This is a genomic window from Sphingomonas cremea (genome assembly GCF_021502585.1).
GTDB lineage: Bacteria > Pseudomonadota > Alphaproteobacteria > Sphingomonadales > Sphingomonadaceae > Sphingomicrobium > Sphingomicrobium cremea.
In genome coordinates this window covers 100,896-121,018 of sequence record NZ_JAKFGM010000001.1, presented here as the reverse complement: position 1 = coordinate 121,018, position 20,123 = coordinate 100,896, and the positions used below count along the sequence as shown (strand labels likewise).

Here is a 20,123-nt window from a genome sequence, read left to right as displayed (position 1 = left end):
ACCCCTGCGTAGGCAGGGGCACGCTCAACCCAACCGCTTGAGCGCCGCCGCCAGCCGTTCCGCCTCCGCCGCGCGGGCATCGTGGTCGGCGCGGGCTTTCTCGACCGCTTCGGGTTTGGCGCGCTCGGCAAACGCAGGATTGTTGAGACGGGCGGCCAGCTGATCGCGATCCCTTTCCGCCGCAGCAACCGCCTTCGAGAGGCGCGCGCGCTCGGCATCGAGGTCGATCGCACCTTCGAGCGGGAAGGCGATGGTGACGCCGCCAGCGACGATCTGAGCCGAACTCGGCGGAACCGTGTCGGAATTCACGGGACTATCGACCTTGGCCATCCGCGCCAGGGTCGCCGCATTCTTCGCCAAGCGATCGTGCATGGCCGTGTCGCCGCCGATGACGTGCGGGACCAGGCTCGCGCTCCAGGGAATGTTGAGCTCGGCGCGCAAGGCGCGGACCTGGTCGATCACTTCGACCAGCCCACCGACTTCACGGGCGGCATTGGCATCGCGCTGCGCCGCGGGCGCGGGCCATTTAGCGACAATCAGGTCGTAAGGCCGCTCACCCATCGAGTGCCACAGCTCTTCGGTGACGAAGGGCATGAAGGGGTGGAGCATGACCAAAATCTGGTCGAACGCCCAGGCGGCGACGGCGCGGGTCTCGTCGTCCCACGCGCCTTTCACCAGCTCGACATACCAGTCGCAGAAGGTGCCCCAGGTGAAGTGGTAGATGGCGTCGGCCATGCCGTCGAAGCGTAGCTCGTCGAACGCCTTGTTGAGCTTCGCAAGCGTTTCGACAACTTCGCCGATGATCCAGCGGTTGACGGTCAGTGATGCTTCTGGCGCGGCGATGCTCTGGCTAGCGCCGACGCCGTTGCCCTGGAGGAAACGAGCGGCGTTCCACAGCTTGGTGGCGAAGTTGCGGTAGCCCTCGACCCTCTTCTCATCGAGCTTGATGTCGCGGCCCTGGCTTTCCATCGCGGCGAGCGTGAAGCGCAGAGCATCGGCGCCATATTTGTCGATCAGGCCGAGCGGGTCGACCGTGTTGCCCTTCGACTTGGACATCTTCTGGCCCTTGGCATCGCGGACCAGCCCGTGGAGGTAGAGCGTCTTCCACGGCCGCTCACCCATGAATTCGAAGCCCTGCATCGCCATGCGGGCATCCCAGAAGAAGATGATGTCGAAGCCGGAAATGAGGACGTCGTTGGGGTAGTGGCGCTTGAGATCGTGCGTCTGCTCAGGCCAGCCTAGAGTGGCGAACGGCCACAGTGCCGATGAGAACCAGGTGTCGAGCACGTCCTCGTCCTGGCGAAGCGCCTTTCCGCCTGCCTGAGCCTTCGCCTCTTCCTCGGTCTCGGCGACGAACACGGTGCCGTCTTCCGCATACCAGGCCGGAATGCGATGGCCCCACCATAGCTGGCGCGACACGCACCACGGCTGGATATTCTCAAGCCAGTTGAACCAGGTCTTCTTCCAGGTCTCAGGCACGACCGCGATGTCGCCGGACTTCACCGCCGCGATCGCCGGCTTGGCCAAAGTTTCGGCGTCGACATACCATTGGTCGGTCAGCATCGGCTCGATCACCAGCCCCGATCGGTCGCCGAACGGCTGCATGATCATCTTGTCTTCGACCTTGATCATCAGGCCTTCGGCATCGATGTCGGCGACCACCCGCTTGCGGGCATCGTAGCGGTCGAGGCCGCGATAGGCTTCGGGAACGAGATTGAGCGCGTCGATCTCCTCGGCGCTGGCCGCTGCCCCGCGCGCGATGGCGATAGCCCGGGCCGAGGACTCGGCATAGGACGGCCCGTCGCTGCGCATGTGGGCGGTCCCGTCCATCAGCCTGTACATCGGAATCTTGTTCCGCTGCGCCACGCCATAGTCGTTTAGGTCATGCGCGCCGGTGATCTTGACCGCACCGGAAGCGAAATCCGGATCGGGATAATCGTCGGTGATAATCGGAATCAGGCGGCGATGCTCCTTCGGGCCGACCGGAATCTCGCAAAGCTTCCCGACGATCGGACGATAGCGCTCGTCACCCGTATGAACCGCGACCGCGCCGTCGCCGAGCATCGTCTCGGGCCGGGTCGTCGCAATCGAGATATAATCCCGCTCTTCCTGGAGGACGACGTTCCCGTCCTCGTCCTTCTCGACGTAGGTGTAGGTCTCACCGTCCGCGAGCGGATATTTGAAGTGCCACATATGGCCCTGCACTTCGCGGTTCTCGACCTCCAGGTCGCTGATCGCGCTTTGGAACTTAGGATCCCAGTTGACCAGGCGCTTGTCGCGATAGAGCAGCTTGCGTTTGTAGAGCTCGACGAAGACCTTGATGACGGCTCTCGAAAAGCCCTCGTCCATGGTGAAGCGCTCATTGGCCCAGTCGCAGCTTGCTCCGAGACGGCGGAGCTGGCGGGTGATCTGACCACCCGACTGCGCCTTCCATTCCCACACATGTTCGAGGAACGCCTCGCGCCCGATCTCCGCGCGCTTGATCCCCTGGCTGTCGAGGTTGCGCTCGACCACCATCTGCGTGGCGATTCCGGCATGATCCATGCCGACCACCCACATCGAATCCTTCCCCTGCATCCGCGCGTGTCGGACGAGGATGTCCTGCAACGTGTCGTCGAGCGCATGGCCGATGTGCAGCGAACCGGTGACGTTCGGCGGCGGCATGACGATGGTGAAGGGCTCGGCCTCCGGCCGATCGGGGCGGAACAGCGCCTGCCCTTCCCAATAGGCATACCAGCGGTTCTCGATCGGACCCGGTTCGAACGTCTTGGCAAGTTCGGTCATGGGCCGCGACTAACGACCCATGTGCCGCACCGCAACAATCAGTTGGCGGGCGGCTTGCCCAGGTAGGTGCCCAGCCAGCCCAGCACCTCGCCATACCATTGGATCGAGTTCTTGGGTTTCAACACCCAGTGGTTCTCTTCCGGATTGACCAGCAGCCGTGACGGAATGCCGCGGCGCTGGAGCGCGGTGAAGCTGGCGATCCCTTGGGTATAGGGGATGCGGTAGTCCTTCTCCCCGGTGATCACGAGCATCGGCGTCTTCCACTTGGCGACATGGTTGACGGGGTTCCAGCGTTCGAAAGCGGCGGGATCTTCATAATAGGCCTTGCCGCCATGCTCCCACTCGTCGAACCACAGCTCCTCGGTTTCATAGGCCATGGCGCGGGCGTCGAACACGCCGTCATGCTGGACCAGGCATTTGAACCGGTCGGGCCATTGGCCGGCGATCCAGTTCATCATATAGCCGCCATAGCTGGCCCCGAGCGCGCAGGCATTGTCGGCATCGAGCTGCGGATCCTGCGAGGTCGCGAAGGCGAGGCCCTTTTGCAGATCCTCGAGCGGCCAGCCGCCCCAATTGTTGCGGATCGCGTCGGTGAAAGCTTGGCCGTAACCGGTCGACCCGTGGAAATCGACGCTGACCACCGCATAGCCGGGACCGGCGAAGACCCGCGGGTTCCAGCGATAGGACCAGCTGTTGCTGAAGCTGCCCTGCGGACCGCCGTGAACTACGAAGGCAATCGGAAGCTTGGCCGCTGCCGCATATTGCGGCCCGCCCGGCTTCAGCGTGAAGCCCCAGACGGTGTCGTTGTTGGCGCCCTTGAAGCTGAATTTCTTGAAGCTGACCGGGTCAAGCTCTGCCAACAGGTCGCGGTTGACGTTTGTCAGCTGCGTGACCTTGCCCCTGGCGTCGACGCGATACAGATCGTCGGGCGCCATCACGCTGTTGGAGGTGAATAGCGCACCGCCGCCGGACAGGGGCACAACGTTGCCGGCATGGCCGTTACCGGTCAGGCCGGTGACCTTGCCGGTGGCGGCATCGACCCGGTATACCGGCTGCTCCAGCACGTCTTCGGCCGTAACGAGGATGGACTTGCCATCCTTGGCCCAGGCGATGGAGCCGACCGAACGGTCCCAGTTTGCCGTCACCGCGCGGGTCTGGCCGGTGGCGAGGTCGCGAACCTGGAGCACCTGCCGATCGGCCTCGTACCCGGCGCGCGCCATCGAGAAATAGGCGAGGCTGCGGCCGTCAGGCGACAGCACCGGGAGGTTGTCGGTGCCGTCATTGTCCGCGGTCAGGTTGGTCGGCTGCGCCGATCCATCGGCGGGTGCGGCAAAAATGTCGAGATTGGTCGAGGTAGCCTCGATCCGGCCAGCCTCGCGAAGCGCGAAGTAGACGGTCTTGCCATCCGCGGAGATGTCGATCTCCTCACCGCCGCCGAATGGCTTCGACGGAGTATCGCCGACCAGTCCGCCAGTCACCGGCACGCCGGCGCCGGTGACTTTCCCGCCTTCGATGGGGAAGGCAAAGATGCGGCTGCGCACGCCCGGCTCGGCCCATGTGTCCCAATGCCGAATGAACAGCTGGTCATAGGTGCGGCCAGCGCCCGTTTTTTCGGGCTTGGTCACGCCCTCGCAGGCGAAGTCGGAACAGCGCAGGTCACGGTCGGCCCAGACCAGCAGCCGGCTGCCGTCAGCGCTGACCTTGAATCCGGAAATGTCGCCCTTCAGGTTGGAAATCTGTGCCGGCTGCCCACCGACCGTCGCACGGAACAGCTGCTCCTGTTCGCCAACCGGAGCAAGGTACCAGATGGCGCCGTCGGCGCCGAATGTTGCGTCATGCGCGCCCTTGGTGAGGTCGAGAGGCTGCGGCGCAACGCCTTTGGCCGTCAGGTCGAGAATGTGGACCACATTGTTGCGCTTGTTGGCGGCAAGGTCGGTCGTCGACAGCGAAAAGAGGGCATAACGCCCGTTCGGCGAAACGCTTGGCGCGCCGAGGCGCCGCATCATTTGCATGTCGGTCGCGGTCATTGGCCGGGCGAACGACGGGGTGGCGATGAGGGCGGCGGCCGCGACACTGGCGGCTAGGGCGATGCGCTTGATCATGGCGCGGGCGTAACGGCGAGTCGCTTAAGGTTCAATAAGTTGATTGGCGATCAGACCGGACGGCCGGTGATGCGATGGATTTCGCGCTTAACATGCTCATCGACAATCGCCGGCAAATGCTCGTCGAGCCACTGCTTGAGGATCGGGCGAAGCATCTCGCGGATCATTTCCTCGAGCGGATTATAGGCCGGTGGCGGCGGCGCGGCGGCGGCGACGCTGGCCAGCGCTTCCAGCTTCTGGCGGCTCTGGTCGGCTGCCCCTTCCTCCAGCAAGGGCGGTCCGAGGTCGATAGGCGGCAGGCTTACCGCCGCCATGCTTTCATCGAGCTCGAGAACATCCTCATCGTCGGAGGCATCCGGCGACGGCGGTACGGCCGAAGCGCGAATGTCCTTCTCCTCGGCGATCACGCGTTTGATCGACGCGAGAATATCTTCCATCGACGGTTCACGGGCGCCAGCCATGGCTTCCCTATTACCTATTGGGCGGCCGGTGTCACCCCTTGCGGCGGCTGCTCGGCGGCGGTGACCGTGCTGGTCGCGACGGTCGGGTGCTTTGGATCGCTCGACCAATCGTTCCAGTCGCCGGCGACCCGGCGATAATTGCCGAGCGGATCGTAGAGTGCCCCGCCATCGAGGCCGAGATCTTCGGCCTCGGCCTGGCCCATCGAATTCAATAGCTGGAATCCGGCAACATAAGCGTCGCGCCGCGCGGTCACGAGCAGCACCTGCGAGTTCAGCAGCTCCTGCTCCGCATCGAGCACATCGAGGATAGTGCGGGTGCCGACGCTGTTTTCGGCCCGCACGCCCTCCAGCGCAAGTTCGTTGGCTTTCACCGCCACGTCATTCGACTTGATTGCGTCGAGCGCTGACTGATAGTCGGCATATGCGGAACGGGTGTTGGAAACGACCGCCCGTTCGGTCCCCACGCGCTGCTCAAGCGCCTGACCTTCGAAGGCCTGCGCCTGCCGGATCCGGGCTGCCGGAAGACCGCCCTGATAGAGCGGAATTCTAGTCTGGACACCGATGCTGGTCGCCGTGCCGGATTGCAGCCCCTTATCGTCCCCCGTCGCATCGAAATAGTCGCCGGCGGCAACTGCGGACACCGTCGGAAGACGGGTGCCTCGCGCAGCGCGCACATCATATCCCGCGGCTTCGGCCTGCCGCGTAACCGCAACCAGGTCGGGGTTGTCGGCCAGTGCGATGCGCACCGCTTCGTCGGCCGTGGCCGGCAGCGGCGGCAGCGGTGGCGGCGGCTGAAGCTGGTCGGGGTGCTTGCCGATCACGCGGCGATAATTTTCCTCGGTCGCGATCAGTCGCCCCTGGGCCAAGGTTAGCCGCGACCGCGCGAGGGCAAGTCGAGCCTCGGACTGAGCAACGTCGGTGCGGGTGACATCGCCGATTTCGAACCGGTCGCGCGTCGCCTGAAGGTTGGTTTCCAGGACCTTGACGTTGTTATTGTTGAGCTCGACCGTGGCCCGGTCGCGGATCACGTCCATGTAAGCCGCGACCGCCTCCGTGAACACATCGCCTTCCACGGCACGAAGCGTTGCCCGCCCTGCTTCGACGCGGGACTTTGCGGCCTTGATATCGTTTTTGACGGTGCCGCCCTGGAATAGCGGAAGGCTGACGTCCACGCCCGCATTAAGGAAGGGTCCACGGCCGGTGCCGACGTCAAACCGGCCGCTGCGGGTGAGGTCGCGGGTTACGCCCGCCGTACCGCTGACCGTCGGCCTTCCCGCCGAGCGAGCGACAGCGACGCCGGCATCGGTGGCCTTCAGGCTTTCCCGCTGTGAGGTCAGCGTCGGATTGGCGCGATAGGTCGAAACCAGCGCCTCACGCAGCGTGTCGGCCGAAGCCGTACCCGTGGCGAGAGCAACGAGAAGCGATGCGATTGAGATGTTACGAATCACAGGCATTGCTCTTTCGAAAGCTGTCAAAAGATGAAGGCTCGGGGCCGTTCGAATCCGGGAAGCGGATCGACGTCTGCGTCGGTGAGGGTACGAAGCCCAAGCGCGCCGCCAGACACGCGGCCGACGAACAGGCGGGTTACGCCCCGGTCGGAAATGGCGCCGCCAACGCTACCGCCTTCACGGATTTGCTTGACCAGCGCGGCGGGAATTTCCTCGACCGCCCCATCAAACAGGACGAGATCATATGGCGCGCGCTTGGCCCAGCCCATTGCCAGATCGCCATGGACCGTCTCCACCCCGGCCTCGTTTGCGGCCGCTACCAGCGCGTTGTCCGACTCCAGTGCGACGACATCGAGTCCGACGGCCTTGAGCACCGCGGCCGAATAGCCGGTTCCCGAACCGACGACCAACGCCCTCTTCCCCGGCTTTGGGGCAAGCTCGGAAAGCAGTCGGCCAAGGGCCGCCGGCGGCGTCATCGTCCGGCCATCGGCAATCTTCAGCGGCCGATCGAAATAGGCGAGCGCGCGGGCGCCTTCAGGGACATAATTTTCGCGGGGTACCGAACCCATTGCTGCCAATACGTCGCGGTCGGTCACGCCTTCGGGGCGGAGCTGATTGTCGACCATCGTCCGACGGGCCAGGCTGAAATCCTGCATGAGATCCTCGTTTGCCACGAACTGTTATATGCCACTAATACAGTGACAATTCAAGTCGTCCTTATCCGCTGCGGCTTCCCCCGCCAAGCCGAAGGCGCCACCGTTCGTCGAATGGCTCGGTTGACAAGCGGCTGGCCCAACCGCCAAAGGCCTGCCCACGAGGCCCGATGGCGGAGTGGTGACGCAGAGGACTGCAAATCCTTGCACCCGGGTTCGATTCCCGGTCGGGCCTCCATCCTTTCGGGAAATACCCGGAAATCCCCAAAAAGCGCATCGAAAAATCCTTTTTCGATTCTATTGCGGCATTACCAATTGCGGCCGGTCGAATCCTTGATGCGGTTTTGTATCTTCCTTGCTAGGCGGAGCCCCGTTGGAGGACGCCGCATGTCGAAGAGCTGCCTTTGCTAAGACAAGATGTGAAAGGGCGGACGGGCCTTCACTTGCGGGACGCGGCGATGCTTGCCGCGCTGCTGCTGCTAGGCGCTTGCGGAAAGGCCGATAATGCGGCCGGCAAAGGACCCCAGGGTCCGGTCACCGTTGGCTATGTGGTCGTGCAACCCAGCAGCGTTCCTGTCGAACAGGATCTTCCCGCGCGGGTTTCGGCCTATCAGATTTCCGAAGTGCGCCCGCAGGTCTCCGGGGTGGTCCTGCGGCGCCTGTTCAAGGAGGGCGGGGTCGTCCATCAGGGGCAAACGCTCTACCAGATCGACCCCAGCCTCTATCAGGCGCAGGTCGCGCAGGCCTCCGCGAACGTACAAAGCGCCCGCGCCAGCGCCGAGGCAGCGCGCGCCCGCGCCAATCGCTATCGGCCGCTCGCCCAAATGGAAGCGGTTTCGAAGCAGGATTATACCGACGCACTGTCGCAGGCTCGGCAGGCCGAAGCGGCCATTGCCCAGAACAACGCCGCCTTGCGGACCGCGCAGATCAACCTGCGCTACACGCGAGTGCCGGCGCCGATCACGGGCCGGATCGGCCTATCGAACGTCACCGAGGGCGCGCTTGTCACCGCCAACCAGGCGGAATCGCTGGCGACCATTACCCGACTCGACCCGATCAATGTGGATATCCAGCAATCCGCGTCCGACCTGATCGGGCTAAGGCGGTCGCTGTCGCAGGGCGGGGTATCGCCGACCACGGCCCAGGTGCGGCTGCTGCTGCCCGACGGCAGCGACTATGGCTATACCGGCACCGTCCAGTTCAGCGAGGTCATCGTTAGCCCCGATACCGGCGCGGTGACGCTAAGGGCCCGCTTTCCCAATTCGCAGAATATCCTGCTGCCGGGGATGTTCGTGAAGGCGCGCTTTGCCCAGTCGATCGACACGCTGGCGTTCCTTGTGCCGCAATCGGCGGTGACGCGCGATCCGAAGGGCAATGCAACGCTGTGGGTGGTAGGACCCGGCAACAGGGCCGTGCATCGTACGGTCGTTGCCAGCCAGACTCAGGGTTCCAACTGGGTTGTTACCCAGGGCCTGGCGCCGGGCGAGAAGGTCATTACCCAGGGCACCGCCAATCTTCGCCAGGACGCCCAGCTAAAGCCTGTCCCGGCCTCCGCGCCACAGCGCATCGAGGCGCCGCCAGCCGGTACACAGGCCCAGCCCGCCGGCCGCCGGCCCTAAGCGCCCATGTCGCGCGTCTTCATCGATCGGCCGATATTCGCCTGGGTAGTCGCGATTATCTTCATGCTGGTCGGGATCGGATCGATCACGCAACTGCCGATCGCCCAATATCCCGACGTGGCCCCGCCCCAGGTCAGCATCCGCGCAACCTATCCGGGCGCGTCGGCGCAGACGCTTCAAGACAGCGTCACCCAGGTGCTGGAACAGCAGCTGACGGGCCTGGACGGGCTGCTTTATTTCCAGTCGTCGTCGAGCTCGCGCGGCCAAGTGACGATCAATGTCACTTTCGCCAAGGGTACCGATCCGGATATTGCCCAGGTCCAGGTCCAGAATGCGATTCAGCCCGCCTACTCGCGACTTCCGCAACAGGTCCAGCAACAGGGTGTCCAGGTCGTCAAGGCGTCGACCGACTTCCTGCTGATCGTCGGCCTTTATGACGAGAACGACAAATATAGCGACATGGACATTGCCGACTGGCTGTCCAGCAATTTGGAGGATCCGCTCGCCCGGGTGCCGGGCGTCGGCGACGTCACTGTGTTCGGCTCTCCCTATGCAATGCGCATATGGCTGGACCCGGCCAAGCTGCGCTCCTTTTCCCTGATACCGGGCGACATCGTCAGCGCGATCAGCGCCCAAAATATCGAGGTCGCAGCCGGCGAGGTGGGAGGACAGCCGTCACCGCCGGGTCAGCTCCTCAACGCGACCGTGACTGCCCAATCCCGGCTCCAGTCCCCCGAAGAGTTCAGAAACATCATCGTCAAGGCCGAGCGATCGGGTGCCCGAGTGCTGCTCAGCGATGTCGCCCGGGTCGAGCTTGGCGCCGAAAATTATAATGTCGACCGCCGGGTGAACGGGCACCCGGGGGCGGGTATCGCGGTGTTCCTGGCGCCGGGCGCCGACGCGCTGGAGACCGCTGACTTGGTGAAGGCGCGAGTCGAGGAAATGGCCAAAAACTATCCTCCCGGCTTCCGGCACACATTCGCCTATGACACGACCGACTTCATCAAGCTGTCGGTCGAAGAGGTGGTGCAGACGCTGGTCGAGGCGATGATCCTGGTGATCTTCGTCATGTTCGTCTTCCTCCAGAGCTGGCGGGCCACGCTGGTTCCTGCCGTTGCCATTCCAGTGGTGCTGCTTGGGACATTCGGAGTGCTCTACGCGCTCGACTTCTCGATCAACACGATGACCCTGTTCGGCCTGGTGCTGGCGATCGGGTTGCTGGTCGATGACGCCATCGTCGTGGTCGAGAATGTCGAGCGACTGATGGAGGAGAACCCGCATCTGACGCCCCGCGAGGCCACAATCGAGTCGATGAACCAGATCCAGATGGCGCTGGTCGCCATCGCATTGGTTCTGTCGGCGGTGTTCCTGCCGATGGTGTTCTTCGGCGGCTCGACAGGAGTCATCTACCGCCAATTCTCGGCAACCATCGTCTCGGCAATGGTGCTGTCAGTGTTCGTGGCCATGACCTTGAGCCCGGCATTGGCGGCGCAGGTGCTGAGGCCGAAAAGGCAGGATGCCGATGCTGACTGCCGCCTTGTCGACCGCTATGGCCGCATTGCCGAACAGATCTTCAAGGAACGCGACCGATTCAATCGGGGTTTCAAGCGGCTGACCGATTGGTACGTCGGGTCGGTCGGCTATGTCGCCAGCCGCAAATGGCGCTTCCTCGCCGGTTATGCGGCCGTATGCGCAGCCCTGGCCTTGATGTTCTTCCGCCTGCCCACCGGTTTTCTTCCGACCGAGGACCAGGGCGCTGCCCAGGTCCAGTTCCGGCTTCCCGCGGGCGCCACGCTCGAGCGGACGCGGGAGGTGCAGCTGGCGGTTGAGAATTACCTGATGCGAGGCAAGGACAAGGACAACTTCAAGTCCTACTTCATCGTCGCCGGCGGCGGCCAGGGGGCGGCAGGCCAGAACACCGGCCAGGCCTTCATCAATTTGTCCGACTTTAATCAGCGCAAGGGCAGTGAAAATTCCGCCGATGCCATTACCCAGCGCGCGAGGGCTGCCTTCTCGGGTCTTCGCGACGCGCAGGTGTTCGCACTTATTCCCCCGGCGATCCGCGGCCTCGGCCAGTCGGGCGGATTCAACATGCAGCTGCAGAACACCAGCGGCATGAGTCAGCAGCAGTTCGAGGCGGCGCGCGACCAGCTTCTGCAGGCGGCGCAGGCGGACCCGGATCTCTATCAGGTGCGCCTGGGCGAGCTGCCCGATGTCGCGGCCCTGAAGATCGACATCAACCAGGAACGCGTTTCGGCGCTTGGGCTCAGCACCGCAGACGTCAACAATACGCTGGCGACCGCCTGGGGCGGGCGATACGTCAACGACTTCGTCGACCGCGGGCGGGTCAAGCGTGTCTATGTGCAGGGCGACGCCCAATATCGGGCGGCGCCGTCCGACATCGACCAATGGTCGGTGCGAAACGACGAGGGGGAAATGGTACCCTTCTCCTCCTTCGCGCAAGCAAGATGGTCGATCGCCCCGGTCACCCTGTCCCGCTTCCAGGGTATTCAGTCCTACGAATATCAGGGCCAGCCCGCGCCGGGCAAAAGCACTGGCGATGCGATGAACCGGATCGAGCAACTCGCTTCCCAGATCGGCGGGGTCAGCGTTGCCTGGTCCGGCCAATCCTTCGAGGAAAGGCTGGCCTCGGGGCAGGCGCCGCTGCTCTACGCCATTTCGCTGCTGGTCGTGTTCCTCTGCCTAGCGGCGCTATACGAGAGCTGGTCGATCCCGGTTGCCGCCCTACTGGTGATACCGTTGGGACTGGTCGGGGCCATATTCGCGGTCAAGCTTCGCGGGCTGCAGAATGACGTCTACCTGCAGATCGGCTTGCTGACGACGATGGGGCTCGCCGCAAAGAACGCGATCCTGATGGTCGAGTTCGCTGAGCGCGCCGAAAAACAGGGCAAGCGGGTCATCGACGCGGCGATCGAGGCAGCTCGAATCCGGCTTCGCCCGATCCTGATGACCAGCTTCGCCTTCATTTTCGGCGTGCTTCCGCTGGCCATTTCGACCGGCGCCGGCGCCAACAGCCGCATCGCCATCGGAACGTCGGTGATCGGCGGAATGCTGACGGCGACGATCCTCGCCATCTTCTACATCCCGCTGTTCTTTGTGCTGGTGCGCCGCGGCGTTCGCGACGGACTGAAAGCAGTAAGGGAGCGAATCGGGCAGCGGCGAGAGGCGGCGGCATGAACAGGGTCGCCCCGCTCATTGCGCTGACACTCGCCGGCTGCGTGTCGCTTGATCCGCAATATGTGCGCCCCGATCCGGCAATTCCCGCAAGTTGGCCGGTCGGCGATCCCTATTTGCGCCAATCCGAAGCCATTCTTCCGGCGCTGACCTACCAGGACATATTTCGCGACCCGCGGCTGCAGACCTTGATCGAACAATCACTGGCCAACAATAGCGACCTGCAGGTCGCCGCCGCCAACATCGTTGCGGCCCGCGAACAATATCATATCCAGCGCGCCCAGCGCCTTCCCGAAGTGGATGCAAGCACCGGCGTAAATGCCGTCGGTAACGACAATGGATCGGGAGTTGTCGCGCAATATACGGCGGGTGTCGGCATCCCCAGTTTTGAGGTGGACCTGTTCGGCCGAATCGGCTCACTGACGCGGGCCGACCTGAACCGCTACCTGGCGACCGAGGCAGGGGCGCGGGCGACGCGGCTTACCCTTATTGGCGACGTTGCCATCGCCTGGCTGAACTATGCCGCCGACAGGAGCATGCTCCAAATCTCAGAGCAGACCGCGGCAAGCGCTGAAAAGAGCGTATGGCTGACCCGTGCCCGGCTGGAGGGGGGAATCGCACCGCGAACCGACCTCCGCCAGGCAGAGCAGATCCTCAACCAGGCGCGGGCGGATCTCGCCAATTTGCGAACGCAGGTCGCTCAGGATGTGAATCTGCTGCAGCTATTGGTAGGAGCGCCGATCGAGGCGCGCCTGTTGCCGGGATCGATCGACGAGGCTGGTACCGCCATTGGCGAGTTGCCGGCTGGCCTAAGTTCCGAAGTACTCCTCCGCCGTCCGGACATCATGCAGGCCGAATATCAGCTGCTGGCGGCCAATGCCGAGATCGGCGCCGCGCGCGCCGCCCTGTTCCCTCGGATCTCGCTGACCGGGCTGCTGGGCCTTGCAAGCGGGTCGCTTTCGGGCCTGTTCAACGGCGGCAGCTTTGGATGGGGCGGAGCGGACGACGCGACTTATCCGATCTTTCGGGCCGGTGCCGGCAGGGCGAACGTTCGCCTGACGCAGGCCCAACGGGATGCTGCCGTCGCATCTTACCAGAAGGCAATCCAGACGGCCTTTCGCGAAGTGGCCGATGCGCTCGCGCGGCGCGCAACCATGAATGACCAGGTTCGCGCCCGACAGGCCCAGAAAGAGGCGGCCGCCGACAATTACATGCTGTCGGAAGCGCGCTATCGCGAAGGCATCGACGACTTCCTCAGCAGCCTCGACGCACAGCGGTCCTCATATTTCGCGCAGCAGACGCTGGTGACGAGCAAGCTTGCGGCTGCGACCAATCTGGTCGAGCTCTACCGGGCCCTTGGTGGGGACTCGCTCTACGGTTCGTCTGATAGCAACAAGCAATGACCGATGTCTCCCTCGCGGCCATATTCCGTCCATTGCGAAGCGCGGGGGCAGGCCTTAGGTCGAAAGCAATGATACGCCAGCTATTGCTTCCCGCCCTGCTCGTCCTTGCCGCATGCGGCCAGCAGGGATCTCCCGACATCGAACTCCACAATGCCTGGGCCAGGCCAACCGTCGGACAGGCTCCCGCCGCCGTCTATGTCACGATCGACAATAAAAGCGGTTCTGACGATCGCCTGACCGGCGCATTCAGCGACCATGCGGCAATGGCCATGGTCCATCAGAACGAGTTCATCGACGGCGTTTCGAAGATGCGGATGGCGGGCGAGATCAATATTCCCGCGGGCGAAACAATCGAAATGACTCCCGGCGGCACTCACGTAATGCTCGAAGGCCTGCGCGCTCCACTCAAGCCAGGCGATCGATTCGACCTGGTGCTCCGCTTCAAGGAAAGCGGCGACAAGACCGTGAAGGTGACGGTCATGAAGCCCGAGGGCCAATGACAATGACGCGGCTTCGGCTCGTCCTGTGGGTAATGGTGGCCCTCGCCGCAGTCGGCGCGCTCTCACTCGTGCTGCAGTCCCGATCGCCAACTGTCCGCGAGACGGCGCTGGGCACGATCGGCGGGCCGTTCACTTTGACCGGAAGCGACGGCAAGCCCTTTAACAGCGCCACTCTCAATGGCCGGCCGGCCGCCATCTTCTTTGGCTTCACTCATTGCCCCGACGTCTGCCCGACCACTTTGGCGCGGCTGGTCAAGCTGCGCCGGCAACTCGGCAAGGGCGACGATGCATTGTCGATCGTCTTCATCAGCGTCGACCCGGAACGCGACGGTCCGGCCGAAGTCGGAAGCTATGCGGAACTGTTCGACGCTCCGGTCGTCGGCCTGACCGGCAGCCCGGCCGACATAGAGAAGGTCAAGAAGCAGTTCGGAGTTTATTCGGCGAAAGCGCCTCTGCCCGGCGGCAATTACAGCGTCGACCATACGGCAACGGTCTTCCTGCTGGACAGCAATGGAGCGTTCGTCGCGACATTGTCGCCGCAGGAAGGCGATACCGTCGCGCTCGACAAGCTTCGACGTATCGCGGCTTAGAGCACATCCTCGCGGGCCGATACCCGCTCAAGCAGCCGATCCATTGCGGCCTGAACGACGGGTTCTTCCAGATTGGGCGTGTGACCCACGTCTGGCACCACCACCAGTTCGGCGTCGCCGTGCAACACCTCAACCATCCGCTCCGCTGTCTCGGCTGAGAGCAAATCCGACAGCTCGCCGCGAAGGATCGTAACCGGTCGACCGGCCAGCGCTTCGAACAGGTGCCAGCTTTGGCCGGGAGGACCTTCGGCTACCGCGCGGAAATTCTGGGCGATCGCCATGTCATAGTTCAGGCGGATGCCATCGCCGGTTTCGTGGCAAATTCGGCGCGCGAACTTGTCCCAGTCGGCCGACGTCCATTTGGGAAACTTGTCACGGTTGCGATCGGCCAAGGCGCTTGCCGCATCTTCCCAGCTTTCGAACCGCACATCCTTGCCAACATAGGTGCCGATGCGCTCGATTCCGGCCGGGTCGATCTCCGGCCCGATATCGTTGAGCATCGCGCCCGCGATCCGGTCGGCGTCGGTGGAGGCGAGAAACATCGTGCAGATGCCACCCAGCGAGGTGCCGAAGAAAACCGCATCGGCGATCCCCTCCTGGTCGAGCAGCTTCAAGATATCGGCGACATAATAGTGCGGCGAATAGCGGTCGGGATCGGGATCGGGTTCGCTCAGCCCGCGACCGCGAAGGTCGACGCAAATCACTCGCCATTGACCCGCATAGCGGTCTGCCACCGGCTCGAAATCGCGGGCGTTGCGGGTCAGCCCCGGGATGCACAGGATCGGCGGCTTGTCGCGCGGTCCTTCATAATCGCGATAGTGGAGACGAAGTCCTTCCGCGCTATACCAGTAACGGTCGGTCCAACTCGCCATCTACGCTTTCCCCCGGTGACTGCCTCCCCTATCGCGGGGCAATGGCCGCACCGCAACCCATTCCGGGCAATCCGCCAATTCTTGAGCTCGGCGATCAATATTATGATGCGGTCAGGCAGGCCGATTTCCCGAGGGCGATCCCGCGCTTCCTGAACCGGCGATGGGCCGAGCGTGTCGGGCTTGGCGATGTCGACTGGGAGAAGCATTTCGCCCGGTTCGAGCCGTTGCCCGGCAACCTCGAGCAGCCCTTGGCACTCCGCTACCACGGCCATCAATTCCGCGTGTACAATCCCGAGATCGGAGACGGACGGGGGTTCCTATTCGCGCAAGTCCGCGATGATCGTGGCCGGCTGCTCGACCTTGGCACCAAGGGAAGCGGACAGACGCCTTACAGCCGCCGCGCCGACGGCCGCCTGACCCTCAAGGGTGGCGTGCGCGAGGTTCTGGCGACCGAGATGCTGGAGGCGCTTGGCGTCAACACATCGAAGAGCTTCGCGCTTTTCGAAACAGGCGAGGAGCTGTGGCGGGGCGACGAGCCCTCACCCACCCGATCGTCGGTCCTGACCCGCCTCAGCCACGGACATATTCGCATCGGGACCTTTCAGCGCATGGCCTTCTTCGATGATGCCGATGCTATCGCCAAGTTGACTGGCTACTGCCTTCAACATCTGCTCGACGAGCCGACCGGCGACGACGTGGAAAATGCCCTGCGATTGTTCGATCGCGTTTGCGGCAACACCGCGACGCTGGCTGCCGGCTACATCGCCGCGGGGTTTGTCCATGGCGTACTCAACAGCGACAATATCAACGTCACGGGCGAAAGCTTCGACTATGGCCCGTGGCGCTTCACGCCGGAGTGGGACGAAGCCTTCACCGCTGCCTATTTCGACGAGACCGGCCTTTACGCCTTCGGCCGCCAGCCCGAGGCGATCCAGTGGGACGTTGCGCAGCTGGGCGGATGCCTGGCGTTGATCGCCGATGGCCCGCAGTTGGCCGACTTGCTGGGGCAATGGCCGGCAAGGTTCGAAGAGGCGTTGGTCGAAAAGCTGATTATGCGCCTTGGAGTCGAGAGACGGGGCGATGCCGAGGATCGGCCGTTGGTGTCCGCCATGCTCGGCGCATTGAGATCGCGGCTGGCCGGCATCGACCGCTTCTTCTTCGACTGGCGGGGCGGACGAAACCCGTCCGGCGAGACCTATCGGGCAAGTGAATTCGACGAACTTCGAGCGCGGCTCGATGGGCGGCATCGCCCGCTTAGCCATCCCTATTGGACCGACCCGCAGCTCTGTTCGATGCTGATAGACGAGGTGGAGGCGATCTGGGCGGCGATCGCCGACCGGGACGATTGGCAGCCATTTGAGGCCAAGATCGCAGCCATCCGTCGCATGGGCGACGCCATGACGTCAGACGCTCCGGCTTGACCCAAGCGCGCCGTCGTGGGAACGCGCCGACGTGCTGGAGCATCCATGACTGACATGATCGTATCGACCGAGCCGGCGACCGGCGCGGAAGTCTGGTCCGGGCCGGTTGGCGATGCCGCGGCCGAGGTCGCCATTGCGCGCGCCTCCTGGGCCGAGTGGGCGGCACATTCCGTCACTTTCCGGATGGAGACGCTGCGCCGTTTCGCCAATGTGGTCAGGGCGCGGGAGGAAGAGTTCGCGGAACTGATTGCGCGAGAGACCGGCAAGCCGTTCTGGGAGGCCAAGACCGAGGTCAATTCGGTCATCGGCAAGGTAGAGATTTCGATCAACGCCTATTCGGACCGGACCCCGACCAGCCGGCTGGAAGCGGCCATGGGCAACAAGATCGCCGTGCGCCACAAGCCTCATGGTGTGCTGGCGGTACTCGGCCCTTATAATTTCCCCGCTCACCTTCCCAACGGCCACATCGTCCCAGCGCTGATCGCCGGCAATGCTATTGTGTTCAAGCCGTCCGAGAAAACCCCGGCCACCGGCGAATATCTGGTTCGCTGCTTTCATGAGGCGGGCGTGCCCGAAGGGGCGTTGCGCCTGCTGATCGGGGGAGCGGCCGAGGGCAAGTCTTTAGCCAGCCAGGCGGGAATCGATGGCCTGCTGTTTACCGGATCGGTTGGCGCGGGAATGGCGCTCCACCGTCAATTCGCTGAAACGCCAAACAAGATACTGGCGCTCGAGCTTGGCGGCAACAGCCCGATCGTCGTCTGGGACGCACCCGACCTACAGGCCGCTGCGACGATCATCGTCCAATCCGCTTATCTTTCGGCCGGGCAACGCTGTACCGCTGCGCGCCGGCTGATCGTCGAGGATGGAAAGCATGAGGGGCTGGTCGAAGAGATAACCAAGCTGATCGATCGGATCATCGTCGATCACCCGATGGCCGACCCTCAACCGTTCATGGGCCCGGTAATCGACCAGGCGGCCGCCGATATCCTCCAGGACCGCTTTCTCGGGCTGATGATGAAGGGTGGAAAGCCGATCCGCCGGCTCGATCGTCCGCATGAGGAACGGCCCTACCTTACGCCCGCGCTGATCGACATGACCGACGTGACTGACCGTCCCGACGAGGAATTGTTCGGCCCGGTGCTTCAACTCATCCGCGTCAAGGATTTCGATGCGGCAATCGACGAGGCCAACAACACTCGCTTCGGCCTGGCGGCGAGCGTGCTGACCAAGGATCCGGCGCTGTACGATCGCTTCTGGGCTAACGTCCGCTCGGGTGTGATCAACTGGAACAAGCCTACCAACGGCGCCCCCTCCAACGCTCCATTCGGCGGCGTGGGCTTTAGCGGAAATCATCGTCCGAGCGCCTATTATGCCGCCGACTATTGTGCATATCCGGTAACAAGTGTTGAAGCAGAAGTAACCAGAGCGGTGATCGGAGAAGGCCTCCGCGACGCCTATGTTCCGACCGACGACTGATCAGCCGCGCAGCTCCGGCATATAGGTTTCGTCGACCGGATCGCTGAACTTGGTAGTTCGGCTGTCGAAGCGCATCTTGACCTTGCCGGTGGCGCCGTGGCGCTGCTTGGCGACGATCAATTCGGCCATGCCGTAGACCCGCTCCATGTCGCGCTGCCATTGCTCATAGGCCTCGAAGATTTTGGCGTCGTCGCCTTCCATCGGCCGCTTGGGTTCCTTTGCGGCGACGTAATAATCCTCACGATAGACGAACAGCACGATGTCGGCGTCCTGCTCGATCGAGCCGGATTCGCGAAGGTCGGATAGCTGCGGCTTCTTGTCCTCGCGCTGCTCGACCGCACGGCTCAGCTGCGATAGCGCCATCACCGGCAGGTCGAGCTCCTTGGCGAGTTGCTTCAGGCCACGGCTGATTTCCGAGATTTCCTGGACGCGATTGTCGTTGCTGCTCTTGCCCGTCCCCTGCAGCAGCTGGAGATAATCGACCACGACCATGCCGATGCCCTTCTGCCGCTTCAAACGGCGGGCACGGGCGCGGAGCGCTGCGATGGTGAGGCCAGGCGTATCGTCGATGTACAGCGGCAGGGTCGACAGTTCGCCCGCGGCTCGAGCCAGCGAGCGGAATTCCTGCTGGCTGATCTTGCCCATGCGGAGGTTTTCCGAACTGATGCCCGACTGCTCTGCCAGGATACGCGTCGCAAGCTGATCGGCCGACATTTCGAGGCTGAAGAAGGCAACCGGCGCACCGGCGCTCTTCCCAGGCTCGATGCCGTCTTCCTGGTCGCGAACGAACCGCTGCGCGGAAGCGAAGGCGATGTTGGTGGCAAGCGAGGTCTTGCCCATGCCCGGACGCCCGGCGAGGATGGTGAGGTCGCTCTTGTGGAGGCCGCCGATCTTGGCGTTGATGCCCTCCAGGCCCGTGGTGACCCCCGATAGATGACCGCCACTGTTGAGCGCGCGTTCCGCCTGTTCGAGCGCAAGCCTGGTCGCCTCGCCGAAGCTTTTGACCTTCCCCTCGTTCCCGCCCTCTTCGGCGACGCGGTATAGTTCGCTTTCCGCCCGCTCGATCTGGGTCAGCGGCGCGACTTCGTCGGACGTGTCGAGCGCGCCTTCGACCATGTCGCGGCCGACCCCGACCAGCGCGCGAAGCAGTGCCAAATCGTAAATCTGAGCGGCGAAATCGCGCGCGCCGATCACTGCGGCGCCGGAGCCGGTCAACTGGGCGAGATAGGCCGGACCGCCGACCTCCTTCATCGCTTCATCGCCGTCGAACATCGGCTTCAAGGTGACCGGGTTGGCGACCATATTCTTGTCGGTCATCCTGAGGATGGCCTCATAGATGCGCCCATGCAGCGGCTCGAAGAAATGATGCGGCTTCAGCCGGATCTGAATGTCCTCGACCAGCCGGTTGTCGATCATCAACGCGCCAAGCAGCGCCGCCTCCGCCTCGATATTTTGGGGGAGCGATGGGGTTGCGGGCGTTTCAGCGCCCTCATTGATTCGGATAACTTCGGCCATGGGTGCAGACTATGCGCAACCGCGGTCAGGCTCCATCCCGCCTCGACGATTTTCGTGGACGCGCCTGTGGATAATCAGCGGCAT

The 20,123-nt window shown here is 63.6% G+C and carries 14 protein-coding genes and 1 tRNA gene; 8 read left to right on the top strand and 7 right to left on the bottom strand.

All coding sequences use genetic code 11. From position 1 onward, the window contains the following. Positions 1–24 precede the first annotated feature (24 nt). From LVY65_RS00575 to LVY65_RS00555, 5 genes are read right to left on the bottom strand one after another with little or no spacing between them, the layout of a single operon-like run. Positions 25–2,784, bottom strand: a complete 2,760-nt coding sequence (locus LVY65_RS00575) for a valine--tRNA ligase (RefSeq protein ID WP_235066074.1) — start codon at positions 2,782–2,784, stop codon at positions 25–27. 38 nt (positions 2,785–2,822) lie between these two features. Then, positions 2,823–4,886 carry a S9 family peptidase gene (locus LVY65_RS00570; protein ID WP_235066073.1) on the bottom strand — a complete coding sequence of 688 codons (2,064 nt, stop codon included), beginning with the start codon at positions 4,884–4,886 and terminating at the stop codon, positions 2,823–2,825. 50 nt (positions 4,887–4,936) lie between these two features. Further along, positions 4,937–5,347 (bottom strand): DUF2497 domain-containing protein, encoded by a 411-nt coding sequence (locus LVY65_RS00565; RefSeq protein ID WP_235066072.1) that lies wholly within the window; start codon positions 5,345–5,347, stop codon positions 4,937–4,939. 14 nt (positions 5,348–5,361) lie between these two features. After that, positions 5,362–6,801, bottom strand: coding sequence for a TolC family outer membrane protein (locus LVY65_RS00560; RefSeq protein WP_268828549.1), 1,440 nt, complete (start codon positions 6,799–6,801; stop codon positions 5,362–5,364). A 17-nt stretch (positions 6,802–6,818) separates the two neighbouring features. After that, positions 6,819–7,469, bottom strand: coding sequence for a protein-L-isoaspartate O-methyltransferase family protein (locus LVY65_RS00555; protein ID WP_235066070.1), 651 nt, complete (start codon positions 7,467–7,469; stop codon positions 6,819–6,821). 143 nt (positions 7,470–7,612) lie between these two features. On the opposite strand from LVY65_RS00555, the gene LVY65_RS00550 reads away from it, so the two are divergent. The 6 genes from LVY65_RS00550 (at position 7,613) to LVY65_RS00525 (ending at position 14,755) form a co-directional block, all read left to right on the top strand. Beyond that, a tRNA-Cys gene (locus tag LVY65_RS00550) sits at positions 7,613–7,686 on the top strand. A gap of 220 nt (positions 7,687–7,906) precedes the next feature. Then, the gene (locus LVY65_RS00545; RefSeq protein WP_235067135.1) at positions 7,907–9,067 is read left to right on the top strand and encodes an efflux RND transporter periplasmic adaptor subunit; all 1,161 of its coding nucleotides are present in this window, start codon (positions 7,907–7,909) and stop codon (positions 9,065–9,067) included. A gap of 6 nt (positions 9,068–9,073) precedes the next feature. Continuing rightward, a complete protein-coding gene (locus LVY65_RS00540) occupies positions 9,074–12,265 on the top strand; it encodes an efflux RND transporter permease subunit (RefSeq protein WP_235066069.1) in 3,192 nt (1,063 codons plus the stop codon). After that, entirely contained in the window at positions 12,262–13,665 is a 1,404-nt protein-coding gene (locus LVY65_RS00535) for an efflux transporter outer membrane subunit (protein WP_235066068.1), read from the top strand. Before LVY65_RS00540 ends, LVY65_RS00535 begins: the two co-directional genes overlap by 4 nt. 68 nt (positions 13,666–13,733) lie before the next feature. Continuing rightward, complete coding sequence (locus tag LVY65_RS00530) at positions 13,734–14,165, top strand: copper chaperone PCu(A)C (RefSeq protein ID WP_235066067.1); 432 nt, start codon at positions 13,734–13,736, stop codon at positions 14,163–14,165. Positions 14,166–14,167: 2 nt separating this feature from the next. After that, positions 14,168–14,755, top strand: coding sequence for an SCO family protein (locus tag LVY65_RS00525; protein WP_235066066.1), 588 nt, complete (start codon positions 14,168–14,170; stop codon positions 14,753–14,755). On the opposite strand, the gene LVY65_RS00520 is transcribed toward LVY65_RS00525, so the two are convergent. Beyond that, positions 14,752–15,627, bottom strand: a complete 876-nt coding sequence (locus LVY65_RS00520; RefSeq protein WP_235066065.1) for an alpha/beta fold hydrolase — start codon at positions 15,625–15,627, stop codon at positions 14,752–14,754. The two genes, LVY65_RS00525 and LVY65_RS00520, sit on opposite strands and share 4 nt — an antisense overlap. A gap of 41 nt (positions 15,628–15,668) precedes the next feature. On the opposite strand from LVY65_RS00520, the gene LVY65_RS00515 reads away from it, so the two are divergent. Beyond that, positions 15,669–17,048, top strand: a complete 1,380-nt coding sequence (locus tag LVY65_RS00515; RefSeq protein WP_235066064.1) for a protein adenylyltransferase SelO family protein — start codon at positions 15,669–15,671, stop codon at positions 17,046–17,048. Between the two features lie 45 nt (positions 17,049–17,093). Continuing rightward, positions 17,094–18,524: a succinylglutamate-semialdehyde dehydrogenase gene (gene astD / locus LVY65_RS00510; protein ID WP_235066063.1), complete on the top strand. Its 1,431-nt coding sequence runs from the start codon at positions 17,094–17,096 to the stop codon at positions 18,522–18,524. Here astD and LVY65_RS00505 read toward each other — a convergent pair whose 3' ends face one another. Next, positions 18,525–20,039 carry a replicative DNA helicase gene (locus tag LVY65_RS00505; RefSeq protein ID WP_235066062.1) on the bottom strand — a complete coding sequence of 505 codons (1,515 nt, stop codon included), beginning with the start codon at positions 20,037–20,039 and terminating at the stop codon, positions 18,525–18,527. It lies immediately after the preceding gene. Between the last annotated feature and the right edge of the window lie 84 nt (positions 20,040–20,123).